The sequence below is a fragment of the Shewanella sp. MF05913 genome, assembly GCF_059758095.1.
Genome location: NZ_JCAYNT010000017.1, coordinates 13,431 through 27,187 on the forward strand (window position 1 = coordinate 13,431; position 13,757 = coordinate 27,187).

At 43.0% G+C, this 13,757-nt stretch carries 13 protein-coding genes; 8 read left to right on the forward strand and 5 right to left on the reverse strand.

Translation table 11 applies throughout. From position 1 onward, the window contains the following. Genes rsmB through AC19MV_RS17295 form a run of 3 tightly spaced genes read left to right on the forward strand, consistent with a single transcriptional unit; the run spans nt 1 to nt 4,159 of the window. Nucleotides 1–1,284 (forward strand): 16S rRNA (cytosine(967)-C(5))-methyltransferase RsmB, encoded by a 1,284-nt coding sequence (rsmB, locus tag AC19MV_RS17285; protein ID WP_498309131.1) that lies wholly within the window; start codon nt 1–3, stop codon nt 1,282–1,284. Nucleotides 1,285–1,300: 16 nt separating this feature from the next. Continuing rightward, nucleotides 1,301–2,710 (forward strand): Trk system potassium transporter TrkA, encoded by a 1,410-nt coding sequence (trkA, locus tag AC19MV_RS17290; protein WP_432403282.1) that lies wholly within the window; start codon nt 1,301–1,303, stop codon nt 2,708–2,710. Between the two features lie 6 nt (nt 2,711–2,716). Further along, nucleotides 2,717–4,159: a TrkH family potassium uptake protein gene (locus tag AC19MV_RS17295; RefSeq protein WP_498309133.1), complete on the forward strand. Its 1,443-nt coding sequence runs from the start codon at nt 2,717–2,719 to the stop codon at nt 4,157–4,159. Nucleotides 4,160–4,162: 3 nt separating this feature from the next. Here the strand turns inward: AC19MV_RS17295 and hemG (AC19MV_RS17300) are convergent, their stop codons facing one another. Beyond that, entirely contained in the window at nt 4,163–4,714 is a 552-nt protein-coding gene (gene hemG / locus AC19MV_RS17300) for a menaquinone-dependent protoporphyrinogen IX dehydrogenase (RefSeq protein ID WP_432403286.1), read from the reverse strand. 193 nt (nt 4,715–4,907) lie between these two features. Between hemG (AC19MV_RS17300) and AC19MV_RS17305 the strand changes: the two genes are divergently transcribed. After that, nucleotides 4,908–5,213, forward strand: a complete 306-nt coding sequence (locus AC19MV_RS17305) for an ArsR/SmtB family transcription factor (RefSeq protein ID WP_432403289.1) — start codon at nt 4,908–4,910, stop codon at nt 5,211–5,213. An 18-nt stretch (nt 5,214–5,231) separates the two neighbouring features. On the opposite strand, the gene hemG (AC19MV_RS17310) is transcribed toward AC19MV_RS17305, so the two are convergent. From hemG (AC19MV_RS17310) to pepQ, 4 genes are all read right to left on the reverse strand, one after another. Next, nucleotides 5,232–5,765, reverse strand: coding sequence for a menaquinone-dependent protoporphyrinogen IX dehydrogenase (hemG, locus tag AC19MV_RS17310; protein WP_498299300.1), 534 nt, complete (start codon nt 5,763–5,765; stop codon nt 5,232–5,234). After that, nucleotides 5,765–7,222: a TrkH family potassium uptake protein gene (locus AC19MV_RS17315; protein ID WP_432403293.1), complete on the reverse strand. Its 1,458-nt coding sequence runs from the start codon at nt 7,220–7,222 to the stop codon at nt 5,765–5,767. Before AC19MV_RS17315 ends, hemG (AC19MV_RS17310) begins: the two co-directional genes overlap by 1 nt. 73 nt (nt 7,223–7,295) lie before the next feature. After that, entirely contained in the window at nt 7,296–7,910 is a 615-nt protein-coding gene (locus AC19MV_RS17320; RefSeq protein ID WP_498309135.1) for a YigZ family protein, read from the reverse strand. After that, nucleotides 7,903–9,222 (reverse strand): Xaa-Pro dipeptidase, encoded by a 1,320-nt coding sequence (pepQ, locus tag AC19MV_RS17325; RefSeq protein WP_498309136.1) that lies wholly within the window; start codon nt 9,220–9,222, stop codon nt 7,903–7,905. Before pepQ ends, AC19MV_RS17320 begins: the two co-directional genes overlap by 8 nt. Nucleotides 9,223–9,456: 234 nt before the next feature. On the opposite strand from pepQ, the gene fadB reads away from it, so the two are divergent. From fadB to AC19MV_RS17345, 4 genes are all read left to right on the forward strand, one after another. Then, nucleotides 9,457–11,607: a fatty acid oxidation complex subunit alpha FadB gene (gene fadB, locus AC19MV_RS17330; RefSeq protein ID WP_498299297.1), complete on the forward strand. Its 2,151-nt coding sequence runs from the start codon at nt 9,457–9,459 to the stop codon at nt 11,605–11,607. Between the two features lie 22 nt (nt 11,608–11,629). After that, nucleotides 11,630–12,793 carry an acetyl-CoA C-acyltransferase FadA gene (fadA, locus tag AC19MV_RS17335; protein ID WP_498309138.1) on the forward strand — a complete coding sequence of 388 codons (1,164 nt, stop codon included), beginning with the start codon at nt 11,630–11,632 and terminating at the stop codon, nt 12,791–12,793. A 246-nt stretch (nt 12,794–13,039) separates the two neighbouring features. Then, nucleotides 13,040–13,285: a sulfurtransferase TusA gene (tusA, locus tag AC19MV_RS17340; protein ID WP_498309140.1), complete on the forward strand. Its 246-nt coding sequence runs from the start codon at nt 13,040–13,042 to the stop codon at nt 13,283–13,285. A 3-nt stretch (nt 13,286–13,288) separates the two neighbouring features. Continuing rightward, on the forward strand, nt 13,289–13,732 hold the full coding sequence (locus AC19MV_RS17345; RefSeq protein WP_498309142.1) for an MOSC domain-containing protein: 444 nt from the start codon (nt 13,289–13,291) through the stop codon (nt 13,730–13,732). Nucleotides 13,733–13,757: the final 25 nt, after the last annotated feature.

Here is a 13,757-nt window from a genome sequence, read left to right on the forward strand (position 1 = left end):
ATGAATGTGCGTGCACTTGCAGCTAAAGCGATTTATGAAGTACTTGAAAAGGGCATGTCACTGTCGGTCGCCCTTCCAGAACAACAGCAACACCTAGAAAACGGTAAAGACAAAGCCTTGTTAGCCGAACTCTGCTATGGGGTTATGCGTCAATTACCGCAACTAGATAAATGCGTCAGTGACTGTTTAGCTAAACCATTTAAAGGCAAACAACGCATTTTGCATCAATTATTGATTGTGGGTTGTTATCAACTTTACTTCACTCGAATCCCTGCTCATGCCGCCATTTCTGAAACCGCAGAAGCCTGTCGGCAACTGCGTTTTGATGGCTTAGTAAAGGTCGTCAATGGCGTTTTACGTAATATTCAACGCCAAGATGCCACCTTAAATACCGACTCAGATACGCTGCGCTTTAATACTCCTGCGTGGTTTATTAAACGCTTACAACAAGCGTACCCAAGCCATTGGCAATCCATCATTGAACAAAGCCATCAGCGTCCACCAATGTGGCTACGTAACAATCGTTTATCGCAATCGCGTGAAGACTACTTAAACGCATTAGCAGCACAAGAAATTAGTGCCGAAGCGGGTCCTAGCCCAGATTCAATTTTACTTGAAAGCCCTAAAGATGTCGCCAACTTGCCAGACTTTATGCAAGGCGCGGCATCGGTGCAGGATGGCGCAGCTCAATGGGCAGCAACACTCCTAGCGCCTACGGGTAATGATCTGGTTTTAGATGCTTGCGCAGCACCGGGGGGTAAAAGTTGTCATTTAATTGAACTCGCCCCAAGCATTAACCTTGTCGCGGTAGATTTTGATGAAAAACGCCTCGCTCGAGTACAACAAAATCTGGACAGGCTGCATTTAAAAGCGCAAATTATTCACGGCGACGCCGCCAACATAGATTCATGGTGGCAAGGGCAACAATTTGACCGTATTTTATTGGATGCGCCATGCTCTGCAACGGGTGTTATTCGTCGTCACCCAGATATAAAATGGCTTCGTAAAAATAATGATATTGAAGAGCTAGCCACGTTGCAGCGACAAATTTTTGATCATTGTTGGCAATGGCTAAAACCGGGCGGCACATTATTGTATGCAACCTGCTCTATTTTGCCGCAAGAAAATAGCCAGCAAGTAGAACAGTTTTTAGCGCGTACGCCAGACGCCAAATTAGTGCCAATAGCACAGCAAACAAACCCCAATGACATTGGCTGGCAAATATTGCCAGGCCAAGACAATATGGATGGCTTTTATTACGCGCGCCTAGTTAAAGCAATTTAAGGATGTACCCAAAGCCATGAAAATTATTATTTTAGGGGCGGGACAAGTTGGTGGCACACTTGCTGAAAACTTGGTCGGCGAGAATAATGACATCACCTTAGTCGACAGCGACCGTGCGCGATTAAGAATTCTGCAAGATAAGTTCGACTTACGAGTGGTAGTGGGTCATGGCGCACATCCAAGTGTTTTAAAAGAAGCCGGTGCAGAAGATGCCGACATGCTCATTGCTGTAACAAACAGCGATGAGTGTAATATGTCTGCCTGCCAAATTGCCTATACCTTATTTGGCACCCCAACCAAAATTGCCCGCATTCGCTCTGAAGCCTACCTCGACTTACAAGATAAACTGTTTATTAGTAGTGAAATAAAGTCCGGTGACGCCAAACCTCGCGGAGGCTTTATTATCGATGAGCTCATTGCGCCTGAGCAGTTAGTAACCACTTACATACAAAGATTGGTTGAATACCCAGGAGCACTCCAAGTGCTTGAATTTGCTAAGGGTAAATTAAGTTTAGTCGCTGTAAAAGCTTACTATGGCGGCCCGTTAGTTGGTAATGCTCTCGCCACATTGCGTGAACACATGCCGAATATTGATACCCGAGTCGCTGCCATTTTTAGGCAAGGCAGACCCATTATGCCGCGTGGCACCACCATTATTGAAGCCGACGACGAAGTGTTTTTCGTTGCTGACAGTCGTCATATTCGTGCGGTCATGAGTGAAATGCAAAAACTGGATAATTCATACCGTAATATCATGATTGCGGGTGGTGGTAATATCGGTTTTGGCCTCGCGCAAAAACTGCAACGTACTCACTCAGTGAAGTTAATTGAACATCGCCAAGAGCGTGCAGAACAGCTGTCTGAGAAACTCGATAAAACTACGGTGTTTTGTGGTGATGCATCTGATCAAGAATTACTCCTTGAAGAGCACATTGACCAAACCGATGTGTTTATTGCCGTCACTAACGATGACGAAGCCAATATCATGTCGGCATTACTGGCAAAACGTATGGGCGCTAAAAAAGTCATGGTGCTTATTCAGCGTGAAGCCTATGTTGATATCGTACAGGAAGCTAATATCGACATTGCCATTTCACCACAACAAGCCACAATTTCAGCGTTACTGACTCACATTCGCCAAGGCGATATTTGTAATGTTTATTCATTACGTCGAGGCGCAGCAGAAGCCATTGAAGCTATCGCTCATGGTGATTCGAGCACTTCAAAAGTGGTAGGCAAGCAAATTGGTGAGATAAAACTCCCACCAGGGACCACCATTGGTGCGATAGTTCGTAACGACGAAGTATTAATGGGCCATGATAAAACCGTAATCGAGCAAGGCGACCATGTGATTTTATTCTTAGTGAATAAAAAGTTTATTGGTGATGTAGAAAAGCTGTTCCAACCGAGTGCATTTTTCTTTTAGGTTTTTATGTTTAACATAAAACAACTTATCTTTATTCTGGGTATTTTTCTCTCAATACTCACAGGGTTTATGTTGGTGCCAATGGCATTCGCGCTATTTTATGGCGAAGAGACCATTGGCGACTTTATGATATCGGGCTTATTTACCGGTTTTATCGCCATTATTTGTCTGCAAAATGGTCGTAATCACCAATTTAACCTCAATATTCGAGACATGTTCATGCTCACCAGTGTGACGTGGTTTGTCGTCAGTCTTTTTGCAGCATTGCCTTTCACCTTATATCACGGTATCAACTATACCGATGCATTTTTTGAAACAATGTCAGGTATCACTACCACAGGTTCTACCGTGCTCAGCGGCTTAGATGCCATGGACCACAGCATTTTAATATGGCGATCTCTATTGCAATGGCTGGGCGGCATTGGCTTTATTGTGATGGCGGTAGCGATATTACCGTTTCTCAACGTCGGTGGTATGCGGCTATTTAGAACAGAATCATCTGACTGGAGCGACAAAACCATGCCGCGAACCCAGCATATGGCCAAGCATTTATTTCAGGTCTATTTCGTGCTTACGCTGTTATGCGCCCTAGCCTATCACCTTGCAGGTATGCACTGGTTTGAAGCCATTAACCACGCAATGACAACACTATCAACAGGTGGCTACTCAACGTCAGACAGCTCCATGGCGGCATTTTCGCATGAAGCTCATTGGGTGGGTATCGTGTTTATGCTAGCGGGTGGATTGCCATTAATCATGTTTGTGCAGTCAATCCAACAGCGTAGTGTACGATTATGGAATGACCAACAAGTAAAAGGCTTTTTACTGTTTGTGTTATTGGTGTCTTGTTCATTAGCATTTTGGTTGTGGCGACATCAGCATATGGATTTTATTGATGCCCTAAGGTTATCAAGCTTTAACGTTATATCCGTTATCACCACAACAGGCTACGGGTTAACGGATTATCAAGCTTGGGGAGCGGTCGCGAGCGTGGTGTTTTTGTTCTTAATGTTTATCGGAAGCTGTTCTGGTTCTACGTCTGGAGGGATAAAAATCTTTCGTTTCCAAATCGCTTTTTCAATTATGCGCCAGCAAATAAAACAACAATTTCATCCTAATGGCGTGTTTAAAGAAAAGTACAACGGCCATCGAATAAATGATGATATTGTTCGCTCAATTATGGCTTTTTTTATGCTGATGTTTGTGGTGATTTTAGGCTTATCGATTATTTTAGTGTCAACCGGCTTAGACCCAATGACCAGCTTTACCGGCGCAATCACCGCGGTAACTAATGTGGGGCCAGGGTTAGGGCCAATAATCGGCCCTGCGGGTAACTTTGCCCCCCTGCCTGATATTGCTAAATGGGCACTAGCTGTGGGCATGCTTTTAGGGCGCTTGGAAATTCTCACCGTGGCGGTATTATTCCACCCGAAGTTTTGGCGCTTCTAGGCCCTAGCTAAACTCAACTTGAGCCAGCTTAGCAATATGATTGCCATAAGCTTTTACATCTTGCCAATCGGTATAATCAATAATGGCAGTGGGATCCGTTGGCCCATCTGTCATTTTCATGATCAATCTAATCATTAAGCTGTCGTACCAAGGCCAGGATGGATAATCCACCTTACCGGCAATGATCTTAACATCTTGAGGTTTCCAGGCCGATAACGTTAAAAACTTCTGTAAGTATTTATTGTTTTCTGGAATGCGTTTTTCTGGATTGCGTGCCACGACATTGACACAAAAAAAGCTATTTGGCATGTTCGACAATGCCTGCTGATGCTGGCTGACAAACTCAAACACCGATTTATGGTATGAGCCATACAAAACACAGGCGCCTAATGCAACAGCCTGGTATTTAGACCAATCGATTGGTTGTTGTTTCGTGTCATGAATGCTCATCACATCACATTGATCACCGTTAGCGATAATTTGCTCAGCAATTGCACGACTAATTTGAGCCGTGTGCCCTCCACGAGAATAGTAAAGTACTAATATATGCGCCATGTTATGTCTCATTACTGCTTTATTTGCCTCAGTTTGGCAAAAAAGGCCTTTTTAAACCTCTGCAATGATCACAAATTAGAAATAGCTCATATATTTAATAGTTAAAATTGAGATCTGTATTGCGCGGAAGTATGATGACGTTAGATAGGCAGTTATGATTAAACTGACTCACGTTCACCAGATAGGAACACACATGCAGCAAGATATCGATGTCGCAACCATGCTTAACAATGCAGAGACAGCCGCGCAATGGCTCAAGGCGATTGCTAACCCTTATCGACTGATGATTTTGTGTTTGTTGCTGGAGAAAGAACACAGTGTGACAGAGCTAAACGAGACCGTTCCGTTAAGTCAGTCTGCATTGTCACAACATTTAGCGGTGCTTCGCACACAAGATTTAGTCAATACGCGTAAAAGATCACAAGTGGTGTATTACACCCTTAAAGATGAGCAAGTAACCGAAGTGATATCCATTCTTCACCGCCGTTATTGCGCCTAATCTCCCTTAGGCGTTTTGTTAACGCTTTTGTGCCGCGATTTGTTTGGCATAATCGTCAACTTTATCCCAATCGGTAAATTCAAAAGTGCCGCTAGTATCAGTCGGCCCTTTGGTCATCCACATAATGAAACGAATCATAACCTTGTCAAAAAAGCGGTAGCGAGGATAATCAATCTTGCCCGCAAATACACCGAGCATATTGGGTGTCCAAGCCGACAGTGTTAAAAACTTCTGCATATAAGGATTAGTTTCAGGACTATTTTTAAGCGGCTTTCTCGCCACAACGTTAACAGTAAAAAAGCTGTTTAATTTACTGTTCAGTAAGGCTTGATGTTGCTCTGCAAACTTAAATAATTCTGGTCGATGTTTACCGTAACGAATACTGGCGCCAATAACCACTTTATCAACAGCGGCGAGTTGCTCTGCGTCAGCATCAGCAAGATTAATTACACTCACTTGCTCACCATTGGCTGATAATATTTGCTCAATACGCTGACAAATAGCGCGAGTTTGTCCATCTACAGTTGAATATAAAATGACGGTTTTTAACATTAGTTTTTCCAAAATGTCGGTGTAAACAACACCAATAAAGTAAATACTTCTAAACGGCCAAACAGCATAGCAACAACCAATACCCATTTCGCGCCATCAGACACATTGGCATAGCTCGATGCGACATCACCTAAGCCTGGGCCCAAATTATTTATGCTCGCTGCAGTAGCACTAAATGCCGTAATGGCATCCATGTCCATTGCCATTAAAATTATCATGCACACCACAAACACCAGCGCATAAGCAGAAAAGAACCCCCACACCGCATCAATAACTCTGTCAGGTAATACCTTAGAGCCAATTCTAATGGAATACATTGCTTTAGGATGAACTAAACGTTTCAGCTCACGAGAACCTTGCAGTACTAATAAAATCAGCCTGATCACCTTCATACCGCCACCGGTTGAGCCTGCACAACCGCCTATAAAGCTAGAAAATATCAATAGTATTGGCAAAAACAATGGCCAAGAATGGAAACTTTCAGTACCAAAACCCGCCGTTGTCGAAATAGACACCACCTGGAAAAAGGCATAATCGAGGGTTTGTTCTGCCGAATCATAAATACCCGACTGATATAAGGTAATAAAACAAATGGCAGTTAACACTAGCTGCACTGCTATCAGCACTTTAAATTCTGCATCTTTAAAATAAATTTTAAAGTTAATGCCACGCCAACTAAATGCAGCAAAATGCAGACTAAAATTAACCGCGGCAATCAATAAGAAAACTGCACAAATCACGTTAATTAATGGGCTATCAAAATACCCTAAACTGGCATCGTGGGTAGAAAAACCACCGATAGCAATGGTGGAAAATGAATGGCATATAGCATCAAAGGCATCCATTCCAGCAAAGTAAAACGCTAACGCACACGCAGTGGTTAACATAAAATAGATATACCACAATGCTTTGGCGGTTTCGGCTATTCGCGGTGTGACTTTGGTATCTTTTACCGGTCCGGGGACTTCTGCTTTATACAGCTGCATACCACCAATGCCTAACAGTGGTAAAATAGCCACTGCCAGTACAATGATACCCATACCGCCCATCCACTGAAGCAGATGTCGATAAAACAAAATGGATTTTGGTAAATCATCGAGGCCAACAATCACGGTTGCCCCTGTAGTGGTTAGTGCGGAAAATGATTCAAAGAAACTGTCTGTCCAACTGAGATCAGGCTCATTGGCAAAAATAAACGGTAATGCACCTATGGAGCCCAGTACGGTCCAGAACAGCACAACAATGAGGAAGCCTTCTCGAGTTCGTAAATCGCCTTTTTGATGGCGATTGGGGTACCACAATAAAAAACCTAAAAAGATACTGACAAAAAAGGCCTGAATAAACGCAGTACCACCACCATCTTTATACAAGATAGCCACTAATGCTGACGGCAGCATGGTGATTGAAAATAATCCCATCAGCAAACCGGTGATTCTAATAATTGTTTTATATTGCATTAAGGATTCTGTTTAAGTTGTGCTGCGTCGAATTTAACAATTGAGTGACAGTTTGGCATAAGTTCGTCATAGCTCAAACTGTAAACTTTACTTGCAGCTGGCCCTGAGTCTGGATAGCTAAGGCTTGATTGAAAGCCTGATGGTATGATTTTGCTAATTCAAACTGTATTTCAACCTTATCGGTAAACACTTTATCGATAACGACACCATCATGCTGAGCAACTAAATATTCAATATCGGTGAGTTGCGCATAATGACACACTAAACTTGCAGGGTATCTAATGTGCTTTACCTGAGTTTGTATTTGCGTTAATCCTTGCTTAATACCCGATGTATAAGCGCGCACTAAGCCACCCACACCGAGTTTAGTTCCCCCAAAATAGCGCACAACAATCGCACCAAGCTCGCCAATATTCGCGCCCTGTAAACACGCTAACATCGGTTTACCAGCACTGCCCGACGGCTCACCATCATCACTAGCGCCCATATCAATCGTGTTCTCAGGGCTGCCAGCCACAAATGCGTAGCAATAATGACTCGCGCCAGGATATTTTGCCTTTATGTCAGTAAGCGCTAACTTCATTTGCTGTTGATTGGGACAATGAAATAACAAAGAGATAAAGCGACTATGCTTTATCTCTTCTTCTATCAGTACGTTTGCTTGTGGTATTAAGTATGACTCAATCAACTAAACCGAACTCTCTGGTCATGTTTTCAACTCGGTTATGATGCACAATCACATTATCTTCAATCCGGATCCCACCAAAAGGACGAAATACATCAACGGTTTGCCAGTTAATTGCTTGTTTCGCCTCAGGTGATAATTGCTCAAGCAGAGTATCAATAATATACAGCCCAGGTTCGATGGTCAGCACCTGATTAGCCGCTAATACTCGCGTACAACGTAAAAATGGATGTGCTTCTGGCGCAGCGATGTGAGTACCACGCTCATCATGAGCATAACCGCCCATATCATGCACTTGTAACCCTAGCATATGCCCTAACCCATGAGGGAAAAACGCACTGGTAATACCCTGAGACACTAATTGTTCAACCGAGCCATTTGCCAAGCCAAAGTCGATAAGTAATTGGGCAATATGCTCATGGGTTGCAATATGAAGATCGACATATTTAACCCCAGGTTTCATTTGCTCAATAATAGCGAGCTGGATTTTATCAAGTGCGACGATGAGCTCATAAAAACGATTTTTCTCAAATGAATAAGTACGGGTAATATCAGCCGCGTATCCATGAAAATTAGCGCCCGCATCAATCAAAAATGATAATCGCTGCGCAGGTTTAGTATGCTCTAACGCTGTATAATGCAAAATCGCCGCATTTTGATTTAAAGCCACAATATTGCCATAAGGAACATCATTTTCCCCCTGGCCGAGTTCCAGTAAATAACGCTGCTGAATTTCGAACTCGCTTGCACCATTATAAAATGCATTTTTAGCCGCTAAATGGCCTTTTACGGCAATTTTATTAGCTTCTCGCATACATTCAAGTTCGTATTGAGTTTTATCTGCTCGATGATAATGTAAGTAATTCATCACGGCATCTGGGTTACGAGCCGTAAAACCCAGTACATCAGCAACATCTAAATGCTCACCAATATAAGCCCATGAAGCGATATTTTTTGGCAAGTAATCTGCAATACGATCAGGCTTGGTTAATAATTGAATATCAAAGTGTTCAGTCCAAAACACTTGCGGCACGTCATTAACCTTATGCCAAAAATCGACCGGGCGATAAAACACTAAAGTAGGCTTATCTTGGCCGTTAACGATAACCCAGCAATTGGGAGTATCTAAAATAGGTAGCCAAGCTTTAAATTGCGGATTAACTTTGAAGGGATAATTTAAGTCATCTAAAAACTGTCGATGCGGTTGCCCTGAATGAATCACTAGGCCGGAGATGTTTTCACGCTGGCAAATATCAGCAACACGACGATTTAGTTCAGCAATGTGTGCATGATATAGATGAGCTAACTGTTCCATTGACTATCCCTTTCATAAGTTTTAACTCAATAAGTCTATCACAAACAAAAAAACTCCTCGCTAGATGATAAAAAATTAAACGGCCGTTTAAATTGGGTGTTGTAATTTTTCTCATTTAGTCGCACACTGAGAATTAGCTGGTCAATAGATGGCCGAAACTGCTGTGATTCAAGCTTGATAACTGCACAGTAAATAAGATGTGGAAGTCGCTTTTAAGCAATAAGGAAGCAAGCAATGATCTACCAAAGCCCTACCATTCAGGTTGAGTTACTTGAAGATAATATTGCCAAACTTTGTTTTAACGCACAAGGTTCGGTAAACAAGTTCGACAGAGAAACTCTAGCCTCTCTTGATGCCGCACTAGACAGCATCAAACAAAATACCAACATTAAAGCGTTACTGCTGACATCAGCAAAAAGCACTTTCATTGTTGGCGCTGACATTACCGAATTTTTAACGTTGTTTCAGCAAGATGATGCAACGTTACTTGCGTGGGTTGAACAAGCCAACGCAGTATTTAACAAGTTAGAAGACTTGCCATTTCCAACCGTGTCTGCGGTTAACGGTTTTGCATTAGGCGGTGGTTGCGAAACTATTTTAGCAACTGACTTACGCGTTGCAGATACCAATGCTCGCATCGGTTTACCAGAAACCAAATTAGGCCTTATTCCTGGTTTTGGCGGCACTGTGCGTTTACCTCGTGTTATCGGTGCTGATAATGCACTTGAGTGGATTACCACCGCGAAAGATCAACGCCCAGAAGACGCATTAAAAGTCGGCGCAATTGATGCCGTTGTCGCGCCAGAACATTTAGAAGCGGCTGCGCTACAAATGTTGCATGATGCCTTAAATGGTAGCCTTGATTGGCAAGCTCGTCGTACTCAAAAACAGTCTCCACTTATACTTCCTAAACTTGAAGCGATGATGTCTTTTGCTACGGCAAAAGGAATGGTGTTCTCTGTTGCAGGCAAGCATTATCCAGCGCCGATGGCTGCTGTGAATGTTGTTGAACAAGCAGCAGGTTTAGACCGTGATGGCGCATTAAAAGTAGAAGCACAAGCGTTTATCAAGCTAGCTAAAACAGACGTAGCTCAAGCACTGATTGGTATTTTCTTAAATGACCAATTCGTTAAAGGCAAAGCTAAGAAAGCCAGCAAACTGGCTAAAGATGTTAACCAAGCAGCTGTATTGGGTGCAGGCATTATGGGTGGCGGTATTGCTTACCAAAGCGCCAGCAAAGGCACACCGATTGTCATGAAAGACATCGCTCAGCCAGCATTAGAGCTAGGCTTGAACGAAGCGGCTAAAATCCTGACAACTCAAGTTGCTCGTGGTCGCTCTACACCTGAGAAAATGGCTAAAGTATTAAACAACATCACGCCTTCACTAGATTATGCCGCTATCAAAAATAGCGATATCGTTGTAGAAGCGGTAGTTGAACATCCAAAAGTGAAAGCGACAGTATTGGCGGAAGTTGAAGGTTATGTTTCTGAAGATGCGATTATTGCATCTAACACTTCAACAATCTCAATCAACTTGTTGGCAAAAAGCCTTAAGAAACCTGAACGTTTCTGCGGTATGCACTTCTTTAATCCAGTGCACAAAATGCCGTTAGTTGAAATTATCCGTGGTGAGCACAGCTCTGAAGAAACCATTGCCACCGTTGTAGCCTATGCAAGCAAAATGGGTAAAACCCCAATCGTAGTTAATGATTGTCCAGGCTTCTTCGTTAACCGCGTATTGTTCCCATACTTTGCCGGCTTCAGCGGTCTACTTGCTGAAGGTGCAGACTTTGCTGCTGTCGATAAAGTCATGGAAAAACAGTTCGGTTGGCCAATGGGTCCTGCTTACCTACTAGACGTAGTCGGTCTAGATACAGGTCACCACGCACAAGCGGTGATGGCAGAAGGCTTCCCAGATCGTATGGGTAAAAATGGCAAAGATGCTATCGACATTATGTTTGAAAACAAACGTCTTGGTCAAAAGAATACCAAAGGTTTCTATGCTTACTCCGTTGACCGTCGCGGTAAACCGAAAAAAGACATTGATCCAACAAGCTACGAATTATTAAGTGCTGAGTTCGGTGCTTTAAAAGCATTTGAGTCTGATGACATCATCGCGCGCTGTATGATCCCAATGATCATTGAAACGGTTCGTTGTTTAGAAGAAGGCATTATTGCATCACCTGCTGAAGGCGATATGGGCCTAGTTTACGGTATTGGTTTCCCTCCATTCCGTGGCGGTGTATTCCGTTATTTAGACACAATGGGCGTAGCAAACTTTGTTGCCCTAGCAGATAAATACGCACACCTTGGCGGCTTATATCAAGTCACCGATGCAATGCGTGAACTTGCAGCCAACAACGGTAGTTACTACCAAGCCTAATAAGTGGGAAAGGAATTAAATCATGAAACAAGCTGTTATCGTAGACTGCATTCGTACCCCAATGGGCCGCTCTAAGGCTGGGGTATTTAGACATGTACGTGCAGAAACTCTTTCTGCAGAATTAATGAAAGCACTAATGGTGCGTAATCCACAATTAGATCCTAACGACATCGAAGATGTCATTTGGGGTTGTGTGCAGCAAACATTAGAGCAAGGTTTTAACATTGCCCGTAATGCATCGTTGTTAGCGGGTATTCCTAAAACGGCTGGCGCTGTTACGGTAAACCGTTTATGTGGTTCGTCTATGGACGCATTACATCAGGCTGCTCGCGCCATTATGACTGGCCAAGGCGACACCTTTATTATTGGTGGTGTTGAGCACATGGGTCATGTGCCAATGAACCACGGTGTCGATTTTCACCCAGGTCTTGCAAATCGCGTAGCAAAAGCATCTGGCATGATGGGCTTAACCGCAGAAATGTTAGGTAAAATGCACGGTATCACTCGTGAGCAACAAGATGCATTTGCTGTACGCTCTCATCAACGTGCCCATGCAGCAACCATCGAAGGTCGCTTTGCTAAAGAGATTTGGGGTATTGAAGGCCACGATGCAAACGGTGCATTAATTAAAGTGATTACAGATGAAGTGATTCGTCCAGAAACATCATTAGAATCTTTAGCCGGTTTACGTCCAGCATTTGACCCTGCAAACGGTACAGTAACTGCCGGTACATCATCTGCGTTATCAGACGGTGCTTCTGCAATGCTAGTGATGGAAGAATCTAAAGCACGTGCTTTAGGCTTAACCATTCGTGCACGTATTCGTTCAATGGCAGTGGCTGGTTGTGATCCTGCTATTATGGGTTATGGCCCAGTACCAGCGACCAAAAAGGCATTAGCCCGTGCTGGTTTGTCTGTTGCCGATTTAGATCTTATCGAACTAAACGAAGCATTTGCGGCACAGTCTTTACCTTGTGTTAAAGATCTTGGCTTACAAGATGTTGTCGATGAAAAGATTAACCTTAACGGTGGCGCAATTGCATTAGGCCATCCATTAGGTTGTTCTGGCGCGCGTATCTCAACGACATTGATAAACTTAATGGAAGAAAAAGATGCAACGCTTGGTCTTGCCACTATGTGTATCGGTTTAGGCCAAGGTATCGCAACAGTATTTGAACGCGTATAACGTTTAAATAATCTGTCGTTATATTTATCTTTCTGAAAACGAGCCTATTTGGCTCGTTTTTTTTATTTTTAAATTTTTCTGCTTTGGCGAATGTTCCACGTGAAACATATTCTATGAAAATTAAAAATAAAAGAAAAAACGAAAAAACGAAAAATCAGGATAGGTTAGCTAAACTCAAACTTGGCAAGCATTACTGACAAGAGTAAAATTGATGGTAACTAGACTGGTAAAAATAGATTTTATTCAATGATTGATATATATGCTCAAGCACAACATCAACTCGATGCCCTTGGCCTTCGTTGCCCAGAACCGGTAATGATGATCCGTAAAACAGTTCGTAAAATGACTGACGGTGAGACCTTACTTGTCATCGCTGATGACCCAGCAACGACAAGAGATATTCCAAGTTTTTGTGAATTTATGGACCACACGCTACTCGCCAGTGACACCAGTAAAACACCCTATCAGTATCTACTCAAAAAAGGACTGTAATACATGACCATCACATTGGAAGCAATCGCCTATAAAACTGCAAAGCGCGGCATAATGAAACCCGCCTTTTGTGCCAATGTGACTTTAGAACGTGGTGTTGAAAATGATATTTTTGGCCGCCCAGGAAAACGCCAAGTTACCGTTATGTCCCAACAACAATGGCAAAAAGCCTGCCAACAAATTGATGCAGATCTTGATTGGCTCACTCGCAGAGCTAACTTATTAATCTGTGGCTATCAGTTTAATGCAGCAGATGTCGGTAAAGTGATTTCGATTGGCCGCGATCTTCAATTACTCATCACCGGTGAAACTGACCCGTGTAAAAAAATGGAAATCGCTCACCCAGGTTTAGAACAGGCATTAAGACCTGATTGGCGTGGCGGTGTAACTTGCCGAGTCATTCAAGCGGGATTAATACAACCCGATGACCTAGTCACTGTTGCTTAAACCAATAAAAGCCTTAACTCATTTT